This window comes from Lacisediminihabitans sp. H27-G8 (assembly GCF_046156175.1).
Taxonomy (GTDB): Bacteria; Actinomycetota; Actinomycetes; order Actinomycetales; family Microbacteriaceae; genus Lacisediminihabitans.
Genome location: NZ_JAYLVL010000004.1, coordinates 369,692 through 386,716, shown reverse-complemented (window position 1 = coordinate 386,716; position 17,025 = coordinate 369,692). Strand labels below are relative to the sequence as shown.

Below are 17,025 nucleotides of genomic sequence, written 5' to 3'. Positions count from 1 at the left end.
CGGTCGGATCCGCGCGTACTGTGAGCCCGCTGTGCGGCGACCCAGAAGTGGGGCCACCGCGACAGCGGTGGCCCCACGGTCTGAACAGAGCTAGCGGTCAGCCGCGCTTCTTGCGCGAGGCGGCGGACGCCTCCTGCAACTCGGCGGAGGAGTCATCCAGACCGATGACGCCGTAGTCCCAGCCCTTCCGCCGGTAGACCACACTCGGCCGGTCGGTCTCGGCATCCATGAACAGATAGAAGTCATGACCGACGAGCTCCATGAAGTACAGCGCGTCGTCGACGGTCATCGGCACCTGGGTGAACACCTTCTTGCGGATGACCACCGGACTCCAGGCCTCTTCCTCCGCTTCCGCATCCCCGTCTTCGATCACGGAGACGGAACCGGTGCGTACCTTCTCCATCACGGCGGCATCCGCCGGTCGCACGTCGGTGCCACTGAATCCACCGGCGGTCGCTTCTCGCAGCGAGGTCGGCCGATGCTGCCCGCGGTGTACCTTGTGGCGGTCCTTGGCCCGTCGCAGTCGCTCGACGAGCTTGTCCAGCGCGAGATCGAGGGCCACATACTTATCGGACCCGTTGGACTCCGCCCGCACGAGCGGTCCCGGTCCGATCAGGGTGAGTTCGACCCGATCGTCGCCACTCGAGCCATTCTTCTCGTTGTGTCGACTCACCTTGACTTCGAAAGCGAGGGCCTTATCTGCGAGGTGGGAGATCTTCTCGGCTTTTTCGGTTGCATATGACCGAAATCGATCCGTGATCCCTACGTTGCGACCGTTGATGGAAATTTCCATGGCGCTCCCCAGTTCCTATTGACTTGACGGCACGTCGCCCAGTGGAACCAGGCGATAATTCCGCGCCTCTTTTCCCCACCGTAGCCCTCGCCATGCATCGCTGTCACTGCTTATCTGAAGCTCTTACGACAAACCCAGTGAATGCCGAGGTGTTGCCGCGACGACCGCCGCCGCCACCACCTCGGCACCGCCCCCGCGAAGCGCGCGGATCGCTTCACTGAGTGTTGCGCCGGTGGTGAGCACGTCGTCCAGCACGAGAAATCGTCGGCCTTCGAGGCTTCGTGCTGCGATCATCGACCCGGCGAGGTTCACCGCTCGCTGTTCACGGTCGAGGGTCTTCTGGCTCGCGCGCTCGTGCAGGTTTGCGAGCTCCCGGACCGGGCGGGGCAGCCCCGCCACGCGTGCCAGCACGCGCACCGGGTCGTAGCCCCGTCGGCGAAACGACGCTCGACTCGTGGGAGGCACCGCGAGCTCCATCTCGCCGGCGGCCTGGGCGCCGGCGCGACTGACCGCACCGCTGAGCGCCACAGCCAGCGCCCTCGCGACATCCGTTCGACCCTGCTCCTTGAAGCCCAGGATGACCCGGCGCACCACTCCGTCGTAGGTGAGGGCCGACCACACCGGAGTGCCGTCGTCCAGCGACCTCGGGAATGGACGCGGGGCGAGCTGGGTGCGGCAGGCCGCGCAGAGTGCACGGTCGTCGCCGCCGCAACCGGCGCACGACACCGGCAGCAGAACCGCGAGGGCATCGAGGGCGGCCTCCCGTAACCGACTCGTCACTGCGACCGGCGTCTGTGCGGATGACATGGCACCAGTCTTGCTGGCTCACCCCGGTGAATGGCTCGCCTCGATCGATCCGCGGGCTCAGCCGGTGGCCGGAGCGCTGGGGAGGACGAGAGCCAGGGAGGAGGAGACCCACGGACGATGAGAGCCAGGAGAGCTAGCGCTGAGTCGCGATGAAGTCCACGGCGACCTTGGAGGACTGCCAGCTGCTGCCTCCCCAGGTATAGATGGCCGAGTCGTCCCGACCGACCACGCGGAGGCCGTCCTTGCCCTTGTTGCCACCCACGATCTGTCGCGAAGGGATCAGGGAACTGAGCGCGGTCTTCTGCCCACCGATGGCGAACAGTTCGACTCGGGACTCCCCATCGGCGGTGATGAGCGTGCCCACGGTCCACTGGTCGACCCACGTGGCGTCCACGGCCACCCCGTTGCCGAGGGAGACATCCACGATGGCGGGACCGAGACCGGTGGGCTCGAGCTTCTCGTTGCGCAGGATGGCTGCCACCATGAGCCGCGGCCCGGTCGGTGTCGACAGGAGCATCAACACCCGCGCGCCCTCCCGGGAGACCTCCAGGGAGACCATCTGCGATCCGTCCTGCAATTTGGCCGAGATGCTGTGCTGCGTGCCATTCGAGTCGAAGACGATGATCGAGTTGGGCGCACTCGCGGGAACCGACCAGAGGTACCCGTCTTCGTCGAGCGACGGCGCGATGAGATCGGGCCGCGGATCGATCAGGACGGGGGCTCCGCTCTTGCGCACGAGCGAGACTCCCGCGCTGCCGAGGACCGCAACGTCCTGCTGGTCCGACGAGAGCGTGGCATCCTTCGGTGCGAGCGCGACGACCTTCGAGCTGATGCCGGCGAGGTCGGCGACGCGGTTGTTGGCATAGAACCCGAACTCGTTCTTGCGCAACACCAGGGCCTGGCTGTCGACGGACATGTCGACCTGGGGCGCCGCCGCACCGAGATCGTCGATCTGCACGGGTGTCCCCTGGATCGAGAGACTCACCTGCGAGATGCTCGGCACCGACCGGAGGCTCTCGGTGAGTTGGAGGTACATGTACTGGCGATCCCGGGCGCTGGCCTCGAGAGCCTCTTTCGAGAGATCCACTTCCGCGACCCCCTCGACCAGGGTCACCACGCTGCTGGCGTCGGAGAGCTTCGTGCCGTCGGGGAACCGGGAGAATGCCGCCCCCTTGAGCCAGTCCGGCGGGCCCGCGAGCAATGCGGTCACGATGCGCGTGGATGCGGTTCCGCTCGCGTACCAGCGGATGTCGGGAACGAGGTACTGGTTGTCGGGCGAGAAGAAATACACCGGGTACTGGCGGAAGATGCGCTCGAAAGCCTGGTCCGCGAGCACGATGCCATCCGGTGCCGCGCTGATGCGCCACTGGCCGCCCTCCTGCACGAAACTGAAGGGCAGCGTGAAGGACTGGCTGCTCTGCGAGTAGGCACCCGAGCCGTCGACAGTGCCCGTGGTGTCGAAGGAATAGGTCAGCTTCGTGTCGTCGACCTGGCTGATCTGCGGCGCGCCCGAGCGCACCAGCACGCTCTGCCGCGGATCCCACTTGGTGGAGAACGCCTGCGACAGGAACTGCTTGGAGATGGCGTATCCGCCCGTGGCCGAGGTGAACGAGGCGATGAAGCCCTTGAGGATGCCCTGTTGGGTCGCACCGCGCTCCGGCCCTTCCGGGTTGAAGGCGACATTCGATCCACTGCTGTCTTCGCTCAGGGACAGTCCGGCGTTCACTGGCCCGGAATCGGGGATGCTCACGCAGGCGCTGAGCGCGAGCATGGACGCCGCAAGCGCGGCGGCGAGCAGCGCGCGGCGGAGCCCCTGGCCGCGACGCTCAGGCACCCTGCACCTCCTCGAGGTGGATGGCGTCGTCCGGCGGCAGCTCGAGAGGAGACGAGACGATCGGCAGCCCCCGCTCCCGCGGAAGAGTGAGACGGAAGCAGGTGCCCACGCCCGGCTCCGACCAGACCTCGAGCGTGCCGTCGTGCAGCGTGGCATCCTCGAGCGAGATCGCGAGACCGAGGCCGGTACCACCGATCGTGCGCTGGCGAGACGGATCCGCGCGCCAGAACCGGTCGAAGACCCGCGAGACATCCGCCGGTTTCATGCCGATGCCGTAGTCGCGCACCGTGAGTGCGATCGCCGTGGCATTGCTGTCCACCATCACCACGATCGGGTTCCCCTCACCGTGCTCCACCGCGTTGCCGAGCAGGTTGCGCAGTACGCGGCGGATGCGGCGAGCGTCGATCTCCGCCTCGAAATACCCTCCCGGCGCGACCAGCCGCAGCGAGGACCCGCGCTGCTCGGCGAGTGGCTGCATGCCGTCGACGGCATCTTCGACCAGGCGCACGAGGTTGGTCGGCTCCAGCTCGAGTTCCACTGCGCCGGCGTCATACCTGCTCACCTCGAGCAGGTCGGCGAGAAGCACCTCGAACCGCTGCACCTGGGTATGAAGGAGCTCGGCCGTGCGAGCCGTAGCAGGGGCGAAGTCTTCGCGATGGTCGTAAAGAACGTCTCCAGCGAGACGGATGGTCGTGAGTGGCGTTCGCAGTTCGTGCGAGACGTCGGAAACGAAGCGCTGCTGAAGTCGTGACAACTCGGCGAGCTTGGTGATCTGCTTCTGGAGGCTGTCGGCCATACCGTTGAACGAGCGTGCGAGGGTGGCGATCACGTCGTCCCCCTTCTCCGGAATACGCTGCTCCAATTGGCCGGCGGCCAGCTTCTCACTGGTTTCTGCCGCGAGCCTGACCGGCCCGACGACCAGCCGCACCACCGTGTACGTCACCGCGCCGATGAGCAGGACGAGCGCGAGCCCGCCGAGGGCAAGGGTTCGCTGCACGTAGCCGAGCGTCGTCTGCACCGACGAGAGGTCGTAGACGAGGTAGAGCTCGTAACTTCCGGCGGCCGGCACTCGGATCTGTGACCCGACGACGAGTCCGGGTGCGCCATTCGGAAGCGTCGCCGACTGGTATTGCACGTGGGTGACATCTTTGATCACCCGCGCCCGCAGCGAGTCGGTGACGACGCCATCGGGAAAGTTGGTGGATGACAGGGGCTGCATGTTCTGCGGGGTCTCCGCCTGACCCGGCGTGCGTTTGATGGCGAACTTGGTGCTGCCCGGCGCCGTCGTCGAGGGCAGGATCTTGTCGGTCACGGAGTTCGCGACGTTGTCCAGCTCGACCGTCGGCGCCTGGTCGTCGGCCGGCTGTGCGGCGTCGAAGGTGCTCTGGGCCTGATTGTGGATCGTGCGCGCCTCCTCCTGCACCTGCACGCTGCGCGACGCGAACAGGTTGTTGGAGATGCTCACGGAGATGAACGCGCCGATCACGATGACGGCCAACCCCGAGAGCAGCACCGTGATGGCCACCGTGCGGAACTGCAGTGAGACCCGCCAGAACCGCACGAGGCGGTTGACGTAGGAGCGCCAGTCGAAGCTATTCACGAATCACAGATCGTCATGACATACCGCTGGTGTCAGTTGCTGGAGCCCGCGCGATAGCCGACGCCCCGCACGGTCATGACGATGCGCGGGTTGTCCGGGTCTTCCTCCACCTTTGCGCGCAGTCGCTGCACGTGCACGTTGACGAGGCGGGTGTCGGCCTTGTAGTGGTAACCCCATACCTGCTCGAGCAGCATCTCCCGCGTGAAGACCTGCTGCGGTTTGAGGGCCAGGGCGAGGAGCAGTTCGAACTCGAGAGGCGTGAGGTTGATCTTCGAGGCGCCGCGTTTCACTTCGTGCCCGGCGACATCCAGCTGCAGGTCACCCACCTGCAACACGCTGGTCGATGCCGTCGGCGTGGGACGCAGACGGGTGCGGATGCGAGCCACCAGCTCCTTGGGGTTGAAGGGCTTGACGACGTAGTCGTCGGCTCCGCTCTCCAGTCCGCGCACGACATCCGTCGAATCCGACTTCGCGGTCAACATGATGATCGGCACTCCGGACTCGGTGCGGATCTCCGCGCAGACCTCGATGCCGTCTTTGCCGGGCAGCATGAGGTCGAGAAGCACGAGGTCGGGCTTGCTCTCGCGGAACGCGGCGAGCGCGAGGCTGCCGTCGCCGCAGAAGGAAGGCTCGAAGCCTTCGGAGCGCAGCACGATTCCGATCATTTCCGCCAGGGCGGTGTCGTCATCGACTACGAGAATTCGTGCGGTCATATTCCGGTCTTCATGGTGCGGTTCGGGTCTGAGACAGACTCAGATGCTTTCGCATAAGAGTAGTGGAGTGTGAAAGCATAATCCCATGGGCTGCAGAGGCCGCCGGATGCCCGCACACTGAGAGCATTGGCGCGACGAGGGGATCACCTGTGACCGACGGAAACGGCAGCAATGAACAACGGTGGGCGAGCCCGGGGGCATCGCCATCGCCCGCTCCACCCGTGCCGCCGATCGCACCGCCGCAGGACCCCCGGTTCATCGGGCAGGATGCCGGCAGCCCGATGGGGCCAGGATACGGATACGTCACCGGAGCACAACCCGGCTGGACACCGCCGCCGAAGCCCGGGCTGATCCCGTTGCGCCCCCTCGACCTCGGCACCATTCTCGGCGCCTCATTCCGGGTGCTGCGCCGTAATCCCAAGGCCACCTTCGGGGCGGCCCTCCTCATCCAGGGGAGCGTCTACCTGTTGCTGATCCTGGTGGTGGCGGGGGTCACCTTCGGGGCGCTCTCCCGGATCGACTCGAGCAGCACCCAGAATGCAGACCAGATCACCGCTGGGGCGACCGGTCTCATCGTCGTGGCATCCATCATCCCCGGCCTGCTGGCGGTCGTCGCCGCGGCCGTGCTCCAGGGCATCATCGTGCTCGAAGTCTCGCGCGGCGCCGTCGGCGAGAAACTCTCTCTCGGGTCACTGTGGAAGAGGGCCCGCGGTCGCATCGGGGCGCTCATCGGCTGGGCCGCCCTGCTCGTTCTGGCCTCGACGGTCGTCATCGGCATCATCGTCGTGATCATCGTCTTGCTCGTCGTGAGCCTCGGGAACAGCGGCATCGTCGCGGCGGTGATCATCGGCATCCTGGCGTTCTTCGGCCTCGCCGTGGTCTACATCTGGTTGAGCACCAAACTCGCTCTCGTCCCCAGCGCGCTGATGATCGAGCGGATGACCCTCCGAAGTGCCGTCGCGCGGTCCTGGTCCCTCACCGAGGGGTATTTCTGGCGCACCTTTGGGATCTCCGCGCTTGTCGCCGTGATCGTGGGAATCGTGAGCCAGGTGGTGACGTTTCCGATCAACTTCATCGCTCCGATCGCCACCAGCCTCATCGACCCGCAAGGCCAGAACGGCACCGGGACTGTCGTGCTCGTCGCCGTTCTCTCGCTGCTCGTCATCGTGGTCGCGGTCGTCTTCCAATCGATCACCTCTGTGGTGCAATCGGCCACCACGGGTCTCCTCTACCTCGACCTGCGCATCCGCAAGGAGGGCCTCGACCTGGAGCTGGTGCGCTATGTCGAGGCGAAGCAGACAAATTCCGCGGTGACGGACCCCCTTCTTCACGGCGTTCCGGTCGCGAGCCAGCCGGTGCCCGACGAGTCTCCGTGGGCGTGATCTTCACGCTCCTCGCGGATGTGCCGGTGGATCCGGATTCCGCCGAGGCCCAACGCTGGGTGATCCAGGAACTGTCGAAACCGGAATACCGGGCCGCGCAGCCCACCTGGTTCGACCGCGCCTCGAAGGCCTTTCTTGACTGGCTGCAGTCGCTCAAGATCGACAGCGGACCCGGCGTGCAGGGGCCGATCCTGATCCTCGCGCTGATCGTGATCGTCGCCGCCCTCGTCGCGGCGTTCTTCATCTTCGGGGCGCCGAGGCTCAACCGCCGGAGCGCGGCGAGCGGCATCCTCTTCGGCGACAACGATGCCCGGGATGCCGCCGCGATGCGCCGTGCCGCCGAAGACGCCGCCGGCCGGTCGGACTGGGTGCTCGCCATCGAGGAGAGCTTCCGCTCGATCGCCCGAGGGCTGGCCGAACGCACCCTCGTCACGGTCTCCCCCGGCACCACCGCGAGGGATTTCGCTGCTCGCGCCGGAATCGTGCTTCCCGGGTTCGCCGAGCGGCTCTCGACCGCGGCATCCGCCTTCGACGACGTGCGGTACCTCGGTCGGGAGGGTACGGAGTCGGCCTACAGCGATGCCGCCCGGCTCGAGAAGGACCTCCGTGCGCTCCGCCCCGCGGAGCAATCGACGGTGGGTGCACCATGACGGCGACGGCCGCGGCGACCACCCTCACGCCGACCATTCGCGCGGCGACGCGCCGGTCGCTGTTCTGGATCATCGCGGCGGTCTTCCTCATCCTGATCGCGGTGATCGCTCTCGCCGCCACCGGTGCCTCGAGCGGAGGCGTTCCGTTCTCGGCGACCAATGCGGCACCCGCGGGGAGCAAGGCCATCGCCGAGGTGCTGCGCCAGCAGGGCGTGGATGTGTCGGTGCCGGTCACCCTCTCCGGCGCAAAGTCCGCCCTGCGTGGCTCCACCGGCTCGACGCTGTTTCTCTTCGACCCGGACGGCAATCTCGACAAAGCCCAGTTGCGCAGCCTCACAGCGCTCGCAGATCACGTCGTGGTGCTGTCGCCCACCTACGCGCAGGTCTCGGCGCTGGCCCCGGAAGTCGGTCTCGCCGGCATCGTCGGCCGCAGCTCCCTCTCCGCGGGCTGCGACCTTCCCGCGGCACGCGCGGCCGGTCGGGTGAGCGGTGCCGGATCCGGGTTCCGGGTGCTGGATCCCGCCGCAGAGACGACCGCGTGCTTCGCGAGCGGAAAGCGCACCTTCTCCGTCGTGGATATCGCCCGGGCCGGCCGGCACATCACCGTGGTCGGCACGACGGACGCCTTCGACAACGAACATGTCTCCCAGCGGGGGAACGCGGCGCTCGCGCTCACCCTGCTCGGGCAGAGCGACCGACTGGTCTGGTACCTGCCCACGATCGACGACTCCTCCATCAGCGGCCCGAGCATCGCCGAGCTCACTCCGGCCTGGGTCGGCGGGGTGTCCGCACTGCTGATCATCGTGGCGATCGTCGCCGCCTTCTGGCGCGGACGACGTCTCGGCCCGCTCGTGGTCGAGAACCTTCCCGTGGTCGTGCGGGCGAGCGAGACGATGGAGGGCCGCGCGCGGCTCTACCAGAAGGGTGCGGCCCGCCTCCGGGCACTCGACTCGCTGCGCATCGGTTCCGTCTCTCGACTGGCCACCCTGTGCGGGCTGTCACGTCTGGCTTCGGTGGATGACGTGATCGCCGCGGTCGCGAGCGTCACCGCCAGGGATCCCGCCGACATCCGCGCCCTCCTCCTCACCGCGGACCCTCGAAACGACCGAGAGCTGGTGCGGCTCTCCGACGAGTTGCTCGAGCTCGAGCGCACCGTCGCCCGCGACATCCGACTGTCCTGACCCAGACCGACACCATGGAGAATGAACGAATGACCGAGACCGACCTGGCCGCACCATCCCCCGAATCCCCCGTGCTCGATACCGCAGCCGGATCGCCGGCACTCCGGGAGCAATTCGCCCGGGTGCGCGTGGAGGTCGGCAAGGCTGTCGTCGGGCAGGATGGCGCGGTCACCGGGCTCATCATCGCGCTGCTCGCCGGCGGTCACGTGCTGCTCGAGGGCGTGCCGGGCGTCGCGAAGACCCTCCTCGTGCGCACCCTGAGCCGAGCCTTGCAGCTCGAGACGAAGCGTGTGCAGTTCACGCCGGACCTCATGCCGGGAGACGTCACGGGCTCGCTGGTCTACGACGCGCGCAGTGGCGAGTTCGACTTCCGCGCCGGGCCGGTCTTCACCAACATCCTGCTCGCGGACGAGATCAACCGCACTCCCCCGAAGACCCAGTCCGCCCTTCTCGAGGCGATGGAGGAACGCCAGGTGAGCGTGGATGGCGAGACCCGCCCGCTGCCGGTGCCGTTCATCGTGGCCGCCACCCAGAACCCGATCGAGTACGAGGGCACCTATACGCTTCCGGAGGCTCAGCTCGACCGCTTCCTGCTCAAGCTCGTGCTCGAGATCCCCGAGCGGGCCGATGAGGTCGAGGTGCTCACGCGAAGTGCCGCAGGCTTCAACCCGCGCAACCTCCAAGCCGCGGGCGTCACCGCGGTGCTGGATGCCGCGCAGCTGGCCGCCGCCCAGGTGGAGGTCGGGCGGGTGCGGGCATCCCCCGACCTGCTCGCCTACATCGTCGACCTGGCGCGCGGCACCCGCCAGAGCCCGAGCGTGAAGCTCGGGGTGAGCCCGCGCGGCACCACCGCGCTGCTTTCCGCCGCGAAGGCGTGGGCGTGGCTCAACGGATTCGACTCGATCACTCCCGACCACGTGCAGGCGATGGTGCTGCCGGTGTGGAGGCATCGCATCCAGCTGCGACCGGAGGCCGAGCTCGAAGGGGTCGCGCCGGATTCCATCCTGCGCTCGATCCTCAGCCAGGTGCAGGTGCCGATCTAGATGCGGAGCCTCTGATGGCGTGGTCCGGACGGTTCGTGCTGCTCGTCGCGCTCGGGATCGTGCCGATCGTCGTCTTCGACCAGCCCGACTGGCTCGGCCTCTGGCTTCTTCTGGCTGCGCTCCTCGGGACGCTCGATCTGGTGCTCGCCGGCTCCCCCCGCCAGCTCCGACTCGAGCGAGAGCTGCCGGATCGGGTGCGACTCGGCGAGACCGTCGCATCCGCCCTGCTTCTCACGAACGCGGGTCGACGCACCGTGCGCGGCATCGTACGGGATGGCTGGCAGCCCTCCGCCGGCGCAGCACCGACACGGGCCCGCCTGACGCTCCCGGCCGGAGAGCGACGACGGATCGAGACAGCCCTCACCCCATTCCGTCGAGGCGAACGCCGCGCCGCGCAGGTGACCGTGCGGTCGTTCGGACCGCTCGGACTGCTCGCCCGCCAGGCGACGATCGAGCTGCCCGGCGCGATCAAGGTCCTTCCGCCCTTCAACTCCCGCAAGCACCTGCCCTCCCGGCTCGCCCGCCTTCGCGAGCTCGACGGTCGAACCAGCGTGATGATCCGGGGCCAGGGAACCGAGTTCGACAGCCTGCGCGAATACGTGCGTGGCGATGACGTGCGCTCGATCGACTGGCGCGCGACCGCGCGGCGCAGCGATCTGGTCGTGCGCACCTGGCGCCCAGAGCGAGACCGTCGCGTCGTGATCGTGATCGACAGTGGACGCACGTCCGCGGCGCGTATTGCGAACGAGCCGCGCATCGATACCGCCTTCGAGTCGTCCCTGTTGCTCGCGGCGCTCGCCACCCGGGCGGGTGACCGGGTGGACGTCGTGGTCTTCGATCGTCGCGTGCGCGGCAGGATCCAGGGTGCGAGCGGCCCAGAGTTGCTTTCCCGCATGGTCAATGTGATGGCCCCGATCGACCCGGAGCTCATCGAGATGGACTGGTCGGCAGTGCCCTCGCTCGTGCGATCGGTGACGAGCCAGCATGCACTTGTCGTGCTGATGACTTCGATCGATGCCGCCGGCGGATCGCGCGGACTGCTGGGGATGCTTCCGCAGCTCACGCGCAAGCACACCGTCGTCGTGTCCTCCGTGACCGACCCCTCGGTGCTCTCCGCCTCCGTGGAGCGAGGCGACCGGGACGAGGTCTACCGTGCAGCAGCGGCGGAACGCGCCATGCTCGACACCACCCGCGTCTCGGCGGCGATCCGGCAACTCGGAGCGGATGTCGTCACCGGCGCCCCCGCGGACCTGCCGCCGGCCCTCGCCGACCGCTATATCGCGCTGAAGGCCGCCGGGCGGCTGTAGCGGGCCTCGATACGGTCGCTGCACGACCTCCTCGACCAGTGCTGGTCGAGGAGGTCCCGTCCGCAGCGCGTATCGAGACCCGCGACGTTCTACTCGACCGGCACTGCCGCCGAGACCGCTTCGGTCAGCTTGGCGCCGAGGCCGGCATCAACGCTCGTCCAATACCAGAGGAAACGGTCCTTGATGCGGTCGACGGTCAACGAGTTGTACTGTCCGACCAGGGTGCCGAGGAGGCGCTCCTTCGAGGCATCGTCGAATACCTGGCGGTACAGCGTGCCCGCCTGGCCGAAGTCGTCGTCCTCCGAGTGCAGGGTCTGCGCCGCACGGATCAGCTCTCCGTCGGTGTCCCAGCCACCGACTCCGGCCTTGGCCGGATCGGCGACAGGTCCTCCGTAGGAGTTCGGCACGTAGGTGCGCGCCGTCGCATCGCTGAACTCGTAACGCATGTGGCCCTCGTGCTCGTAGTTGTGCACTTCGGCGGCATGCGGCTGGTTCACGGGGAGCTGGTTGTAGTTGGTGCCGACGCGGGCGCGCTGGGCGTCCGGGTAGGAGAACACGCGTGCCATGAGCATCTTGTCCGGGCTGATGTCGATGCCGGGCACGAGGTTCGAGGGCGAGAACGCGGCCTGCTCGATCTGGGCGAAGAAGTTCTCCGGGTTTCGGTTCAGCGTGTAGTGGCCCACCGGGATCAGCGGGTAGTCGGAGTGCGGCCAGACCTTCGTGATGTCGAAGGGGTTGAACCGGTAGGTCTTCGCATCCTCGTAGGGCATGACCTGGACGAACACATCCCAGGTCGGGAAGTCGCCGCGCTCGATCGCCTCGTGCAGGTCGCGGCGGTAGTAGTCCGCGTCGGCGCCGGCGATCTTCTCGGCCTCTTCCGCGGTGATGTTGTGCACACCCTGGCGAGACTTGAAGTGGTACTGCACCCAGAAACGCTCGCCCGCGGCATTGATCCACTGGTAGGTGTGCGACCCGTAGCCGTTGAGTTCACGCCACGAACGGGAGAGTCCGCGGTCGCCCATCAAGTAGGTGACCTGGTGGGCCGACTCCGGCGACAGCGTCCAGAAATCCCACTGCATGTCTGCATCGCGCAGCCCGGAACCGCCGAGGCGCTTCTGGGAGTGGATGAAGTCCGGGAACTTCATCGCGTCGCGAATGAAGAACACTGGCGTGTTGTTGCCGACGATGTCGTAGTTGCCCTCGGTCGTGTAGAAGCGGAGAGCATAGCCACGCACATCGCGCCAGGTGTCGGGGGATCCCTGCTCTCCGGCGACTGAGGAGTTGCGCTGCAGCACCTCGCTCTTGGTGCCCGGCTGGAAGACTGCCGCACGGGTGTACATCGACACGTCTTCGGTGACCTCGAACTCACCGAAAGCGCCACCGCCCTTCGCGTGGGGGTTGCGCTCCGGCACGCGCTCCCGGTTGAACGAGGCCAGCTTCTCGACCAGGTAGCGGTCGTGCAGAGCGGTGACCCCGTCGGGCCCGGTGGTGAGCGAATACTCGTCGCTCTCGACCGGCGTTCCGGACTGGGTGGTAGTCGGTTCTGTCACTGGTCTATCTCCTTAATCGTTGGCAGCAGAGAAGTCATGGGGAGCGCGGGGAGCACCGATCCCTGGCAGGTGGAGCACAGCCCCCAGAAGGTCACTTCGGCTGTGGCGATGGCGAAGCCGTTGGTGTCGATCGGTGTGAGGCAGGGAGCCGACCCGTGCGCACAGTCGACATCGGCGACCAGTCCGCAGGTGGTGCACACGACGTGGTGATGGTTGTCCCCGATACGCCGCTCGTAGAGGGCGGCGGATCCGGCCGACTCGATGCGACGGATCATCCGGGCGGCGGTCAGATCGGCGAGAACGTTGTGCACGGACTGGATGGAGAGACCGGCGCCGGATGCCACCCGAAGCCTCTCAGCGGTGGAGTGCGGATGCTCGGCCAGCGCTTCGAGCACGGCGAGACGACCCGGCGTCACACGCAGCCCTGCGGCACGAAGCGCGGTCCCCAGCTCGACATCCATCTCTTCCAGTGTGCCACTAATCGTGAACCACTCAAAATTGTGAGGATTCTCAGGCGGCGACGATCCTCCGGGCTCCCGCTTCGAACTCGTCGAGATCGCCGGTCTCGCCCGCACGCACGGCGCGCCTGCCGATGACCCACTGGTAGAACAGGAACGACCCGAGCGCCACAGTGCCGATACCGATCTTGATCACCCAGGGCCAGTCCTGGCGGGTGACGAAGCCTTCGATGATGCCGGAGACGAGCAGGGAGAGGATCAGGCCGATCGCCACGGCGAAAAGCGCGCGTCCCTCCTCGGCGAGCGCCTGCCCCCTGGTGCGGGCGCCGGGAGCGATCCAGGCCCAGAAGATCGTCATCCCGGCCGCCCCCGCCACGAAGATCGAGTACAGCTCGAGCTGGCCGTGTGGCGCGATGTAGAGGAAGAAGATATCGAGGCGGTCATGGGACGCCATGAGGGCCCCGGACAGCCCGATGTTCTGCGCATTCGAGAACAGGAGGTAGGGCGAGTAGACCCCGACGATGCCGTACGCGATGCACTGGGCCGCGAGCCACGCGTTGTTCGTCCAGACCTGCCCGGTGAACGACGACGGGGAGTGGTTCGAGTAGTAGTTCACGAAGTCCTGCTCCACGAACTGCTTGCGGAACTCCTCGGTGCCGAAGTGGGAGAGCACGCCGGGGGTGTTGAGCGCCCAGTAGCCGTAGAGCAGGGCGATCCCTGCCGTTGCCAAGGCGACGACAAGGCTGGTCCAGCGGATGCGGTACAGCGCCGCGGGAAGCTGCGCCCCGAAGAAGGTGGGCAGCTGGCTCAACACGTTGGTTCCGGCACCGGTGAATCGCAGCCTCGCCCGGGAGAGCGACAGCGAGAGCCGGTCACCCTGCACGGACTGCCCCGCGGTGGTCTTGATAGCGGAGAGCTGACTCGCGCCGGACTGGTACCGCTCGATCAGCTCGTCGGATTCGCTGCCGGTGAATCGCCTCTTGGCTCCGAGCCGGGCAAGGTCGTCCCACTCATCGCGGTGCGCGGCGGAGTAGGCATCGAGATCCATCTGTTTAGATACTAGACATGGCGACGGCGACGCAGGGTAGTGCGGGCATTCCCGACGGCTCGGACGAGCTGGAGCTCATGACCGGCGAGGCCGTCAGCCTCGACCTCAGGCCCACGAGCTTCGTGTTGCGCGCCGCCGGCGCGATCATCGATTTCGTCGTCTACTTCGGCCTCTGGTTGCTCATCCTGCTCGCCGTGTCTTCGCCTTTTTTCCGCGGATTCCTCGACGAGGCGAGCGCCGCGGCGGTCACCGTCACCGCACTCGTGTTCTGCCTCGTCGTCGCCCCGACCGCCGTGGAGACCCTCACCCAGGGCAAGTCCCTGGGCAAGCTCGCGGTGGGCGCGCGGATCGTGCGGGACGACGGCGGATCGATCGGCCTGCGCCACGCCTTCATCCGCTCGCTCACCGGCGTGCTGGAGGTGTTCTCGACCTTCGGCGGCATCGCGTCGATCACCGCCCTGCTGAACGGTCGGACCAAGCGCGTCGGCGACCTGCTCGCCGGCACCTACAGCCAGAACGAGCGCGTGTCCAAGGTCACGACCCCGGTGTTCGGGGTGCCTGTCGAACTGCTCGGCTGGGCCGCGACAGCCGACGTCGCCCGCCTGCCCGACGGCCTCTCGCGCCGCATCGCCCAGTTCCTCCGCCAGGCCCCGAGACTGACCCCGGATGCGCGCGCCCGCCTCTCCCGCTCGCTCGCCACCGAGGCATCCGTCTTCGTCTCACCGCTCCCCCAGGCGAACGCGGAACTCTTCCTCGCCGCGGTCTCCGCCCTGCGCCGGGACAGGGAGTTCACCGGCCTGACGCTCGAAGCCCAGCGTCTCGAGCACCTGCGTCCCGCCCTGGAGGGACTGCCGCACGGCTTCCCGGAGCGCTAGGGAATGGCTCTCACTGCTCGGTCCAGTACGGATCGCTGAGAAGTCGAGTGCCCCATCGCGCCCGAAGAGCCGCAATCTCGCGGGGAAGGACCGCCGCGTCGCGCGTCTTCGACTCGAAGTGCATCATCGTGGCGTGCGGCGTCCACAGGTTCCGCCGCCCGGTGGCCGCCACCTTCAGCGACAGATCGACATCGTTGTAGTTGCCGGCAAAGTCCAACGAGAATCCCCCCACCTCCCAGAAGGTGTCCGCTCGGATCATGGCGCAGGCCGCCGTGACGCCCGAAACCTCCCGGTCGACCTTCATCGACCCGAGCCGGTCGTCTCGGGATGCGTTCCAGCCCAGAGCACTGTGGCCCGCCCAGCTCGCGGTGTACAGGTGGCCACCGTGCTGGACAGTGCCGTCTTCGAAGAAGAGCAGCGTGCCGACGAGGCCGACCTCCTCCTGCTGGGCGAGACCGAGCAACGTCTCGATCCACTCGCGCGAGATGAGCTCGACGTCATCGTTGAGCAGAATGAGGTATTCACCCCGGGCGAAGAGTGCCCCTCGATTCATCTTTGCCGAGAAATTGAACTCCTCGCTCCACCTCACCAGACGAAGCCGTTCACCGCCGACGAGAATGAGTTGGTCGATTACGGCCTGCGGGGTCGCGTCATCGGCGACGACCACGATCTCGAAGGCGCCGTAGGTCGATTGGTCCACAATGCCGCGCACCGCGTCGACGACCAACACGCTCTGCCGACCGTGGACCAGAGCACTGCTCCCTCGGGTGGGGATGATGATCGACACGACCGGGTGCTGGCCCATCACCGGATATCGGATCCGCAGCGATCCGTCTTGGGATTCGATCGAGTGCGCGATCCCGAGTCCGTCGAGAAAGCGAGAAACAACCTCGCGATCGGCTGAGGGCGCCCGGAGGGAGGGCACGGTTTCGACCGAAAGCACCTCGGGGATCCTGAGCGTTCGCGCCGGGTACTGGCAGAGCCGCAGTGCCAATTCGAACGCGTGCGAGCCACTCGCGTTCGGCGCGAACCCTCCGGTTTGCCGCACCGCTTCAGTGCGGAAGCCGCGCACCGGTCCGAGGTAGTCCTGGGATCGCAGGCGAATCGGCGAGCCCGACGGCCGTCGCACGATCCCCCCATCGGGCTGGAGGCTGTCGCCGTAGAAGACGTCCACATCGAATCGCGCCAGGGCGGACCGGATCACCGTGAGAGCCCGGGAAGCAAGACCTACCGAAGAATCGGCCCAGACGATCCAGTCCGACGTGGTGCGTGCCAGCATCTCGTTGAGTTCGGCGGACCCGGCCGCTCCATCGACGGCACGGACGGTCGCCTCTGCCACTCCCGAGTGTCGCCGGAACGCTGTGAGGGCTGCGTCGATTTCTGACCGCACCATTCCTGAGCAGTCGACCCACCATTCGAGGATCGGCGAGCGATTCACTCGCGAGTACCGCGGTGCAGCACCCTCCCGGCGACCCGCACCGGAATGGTCACGGCACGACCGACCCTCCAGGGGAGGGACTCGCGCAGCGCGAGGAGTTGCTGCTCGGCGCTCAGTTGCTCCGATGGAGTAAGCACGGCACCTGCCGAGAGTTGAGCGAGCTGTGCTTCGAGCCCCTTCACCCGATCCACCAACTCCAGCTGCCGCTCGAGCGTGAGCATCCGGTCGTTCGCCTCGAGTCGCGCCTCTGGCCCCGCCCAGGCTCCGTCAATCGACTCGGTCACGGCGCTCGCTTCTCCCTTTTTCCTGCTGACAGGCCAACTGTACCGCCCCGGTGTGAGGGCGA

The 17,025-nt window shown here is 67.1% G+C and carries 16 protein-coding genes; 6 read left to right on the top strand and 10 right to left on the bottom strand.

Annotated elements, in window-relative coordinates:
• Positions 1–97 precede the first annotated feature (97 nt).
• The 5 genes from hpf to mtrA form a co-directional block, all read right to left on the bottom strand.
• Positions 98–793, bottom strand: coding sequence for a ribosome hibernation-promoting factor, HPF/YfiA family (gene hpf, locus VLI63_RS14785; RefSeq protein WP_409157621.1), 696 nt, complete (start codon positions 791–793; stop codon positions 98–100).
• A gap of 123 nt (positions 794–916) precedes the next feature.
• On the bottom strand, positions 917–1,600 hold the full coding sequence (locus VLI63_RS14780; protein WP_409157620.1) for a ComF family protein: 684 nt from the start codon (positions 1,598–1,600) through the stop codon (positions 917–919).
• A gap of 133 nt (positions 1,601–1,733) precedes the next feature.
• The gene (locus VLI63_RS14775) at positions 1,734–3,434 is read right to left on the bottom strand and encodes an LpqB family beta-propeller domain-containing protein (RefSeq protein ID WP_409157619.1); all 1,701 of its coding nucleotides are present in this window, start codon (positions 3,432–3,434) and stop codon (positions 1,734–1,736) included.
• Positions 3,427–5,034 (bottom strand): MtrAB system histidine kinase MtrB, encoded by a 1,608-nt coding sequence (mtrB, locus tag VLI63_RS14770; protein ID WP_409157618.1) that lies wholly within the window; start codon positions 5,032–5,034, stop codon positions 3,427–3,429. The genes VLI63_RS14775 and mtrB overlap by 8 nt, the downstream gene beginning before the upstream one ends.
• Before the next feature lie 32 nt (positions 5,035–5,066).
• On the bottom strand, positions 5,067–5,747 hold the full coding sequence (gene mtrA, locus VLI63_RS14765; protein WP_185202580.1) for an MtrAB system response regulator MtrA: 681 nt from the start codon (positions 5,745–5,747) through the stop codon (positions 5,067–5,069).
• Between the two features lie 149 nt (positions 5,748–5,896).
• Here mtrA and VLI63_RS14760 point away from each other — a divergent pair, with 149 nt between their 5' ends.
• From VLI63_RS14760 to VLI63_RS14740, 5 genes are read left to right on the top strand one after another with little or no spacing between them, the layout of a single operon-like run.
• The gene (locus tag VLI63_RS14760; protein ID WP_409157617.1) at positions 5,897–7,129 is read left to right on the top strand and encodes a hypothetical protein; all 1,233 of its coding nucleotides are present in this window, start codon (positions 5,897–5,899) and stop codon (positions 7,127–7,129) included.
• The gene (locus VLI63_RS14755) at positions 7,126–7,779 is read left to right on the top strand and encodes a DUF4129 domain-containing protein (protein WP_409157616.1); all 654 of its coding nucleotides are present in this window, start codon (positions 7,126–7,128) and stop codon (positions 7,777–7,779) included. The genes VLI63_RS14760 and VLI63_RS14755 overlap by 4 nt, the downstream gene beginning before the upstream one ends.
• Positions 7,776–8,960, top strand: a complete 1,185-nt coding sequence (locus tag VLI63_RS14750; RefSeq protein ID WP_409157615.1) for a DUF4350 domain-containing protein — start codon at positions 7,776–7,778, stop codon at positions 8,958–8,960. Before VLI63_RS14755 ends, VLI63_RS14750 begins: the two co-directional genes overlap by 4 nt.
• A 29-nt stretch (positions 8,961–8,989) precedes the next feature.
• Entirely contained in the window at positions 8,990–10,003 is a 1,014-nt protein-coding gene (locus VLI63_RS14745; RefSeq protein ID WP_409157614.1) for an AAA family ATPase, read from the top strand.
• 14 nt (positions 10,004–10,017) lie between these two features.
• Positions 10,018–11,310 carry a DUF58 domain-containing protein gene (locus VLI63_RS14740; protein WP_409157613.1) on the top strand — a complete coding sequence of 431 codons (1,293 nt, stop codon included), beginning with the start codon at positions 10,018–10,020 and terminating at the stop codon, positions 11,308–11,310.
• An 89-nt stretch (positions 11,311–11,399) separates the two neighbouring features.
• On the opposite strand, the gene VLI63_RS14735 is transcribed toward VLI63_RS14740, so the two are convergent.
• The 3 genes from VLI63_RS14735 to VLI63_RS14725 are packed head-to-tail and all read right to left on the bottom strand — an operon-like array spanning position 11,400 to position 14,366.
• Positions 11,400–12,860 (bottom strand): catalase, encoded by a 1,461-nt coding sequence (locus VLI63_RS14735; protein ID WP_409157612.1) that lies wholly within the window; start codon positions 12,858–12,860, stop codon positions 11,400–11,402.
• A complete protein-coding gene (locus VLI63_RS14730) occupies positions 12,857–13,321 on the bottom strand; it encodes a Fur family transcriptional regulator (protein WP_409157611.1) in 465 nt (154 codons plus the stop codon). The genes VLI63_RS14735 and VLI63_RS14730 overlap by 4 nt, the downstream gene beginning before the upstream one ends.
• 49 nt (positions 13,322–13,370) lie before the next feature.
• Positions 13,371–14,366, bottom strand: a complete 996-nt coding sequence (locus VLI63_RS14725) for a stage II sporulation protein M (RefSeq protein ID WP_409157610.1) — start codon at positions 14,364–14,366, stop codon at positions 13,371–13,373.
• Positions 14,367–14,383: 17 nt separating this feature from the next.
• On the opposite strand from VLI63_RS14725, the gene VLI63_RS14720 reads away from it, so the two are divergent.
• Positions 14,384–15,241, top strand: a complete 858-nt coding sequence (locus VLI63_RS14720) for an RDD family protein (RefSeq protein ID WP_409157609.1) — start codon at positions 14,384–14,386, stop codon at positions 15,239–15,241.
• 10 nt (positions 15,242–15,251) lie between these two features.
• Here VLI63_RS14720 and VLI63_RS14715 read toward each other — a convergent pair whose 3' ends face one another.
• Positions 15,252–16,580: a glycosyltransferase gene (locus VLI63_RS14715; protein WP_409157608.1), complete on the bottom strand. Its 1,329-nt coding sequence runs from the start codon at positions 16,578–16,580 to the stop codon at positions 15,252–15,254.
• A 95-nt stretch (positions 16,581–16,675) separates the two neighbouring features.
• A complete protein-coding gene (locus VLI63_RS14710) occupies positions 16,676–16,963 on the bottom strand; it encodes a hypothetical protein (protein ID WP_409157607.1) in 288 nt (95 codons plus the stop codon).
• Between the last annotated feature and the right edge of the window lie 62 nt (positions 16,964–17,025).

What these genes read in the sequence shown, in the direction of transcription:
- hpf (WP_409157621.1), bottom strand. Translation starts at nt 793, where the DNA reads ATGGAAATTTCCATCAACGGTCGCAACGTAGGGATCACGGATCGATTT.
- VLI63_RS14780 (WP_409157620.1), bottom strand. Translation starts at nt 1,600, where the DNA reads ATGTCATCCGCACAGACGCCGGTCGCAGTGACGAGTCGGTTACGGGAG.
- mtrA (WP_185202580.1), bottom strand. Translation starts at nt 5,747, where the DNA reads ATGACCGCACGAATTCTCGTAGTCGATGACGACACCGCCCTGGCGGAA.
- VLI63_RS14750 (WP_409157615.1), top strand. Translation starts at nt 7,776, where the DNA reads ATGACGGCGACGGCCGCGGCGACCACCCTCACGCCGACCATTCGCGCG.
- VLI63_RS14745 (WP_409157614.1), top strand. Translation starts at nt 8,990, where the DNA reads ATGACCGAGACCGACCTGGCCGCACCATCCCCCGAATCCCCCGTGCTC.
- VLI63_RS14740 (WP_409157613.1), top strand. Translation starts at nt 10,018, where the DNA reads ATGGCGTGGTCCGGACGGTTCGTGCTGCTCGTCGCGCTCGGGATCGTG.
- VLI63_RS14730 (WP_409157611.1), bottom strand. Translation starts at nt 13,321, where the DNA reads ATGGATGTCGAGCTGGGGACCGCGCTTCGTGCCGCAGGGCTGCGTGTG.
- VLI63_RS14725 (WP_409157610.1), bottom strand. Translation starts at nt 14,366, where the DNA reads ATGGATCTCGATGCCTACTCCGCCGCGCACCGCGATGAGTGGGACGAC.
- VLI63_RS14720 (WP_409157609.1), top strand. Translation starts at nt 14,384, where the DNA reads ATGGCGACGGCGACGCAGGGTAGTGCGGGCATTCCCGACGGCTCGGAC.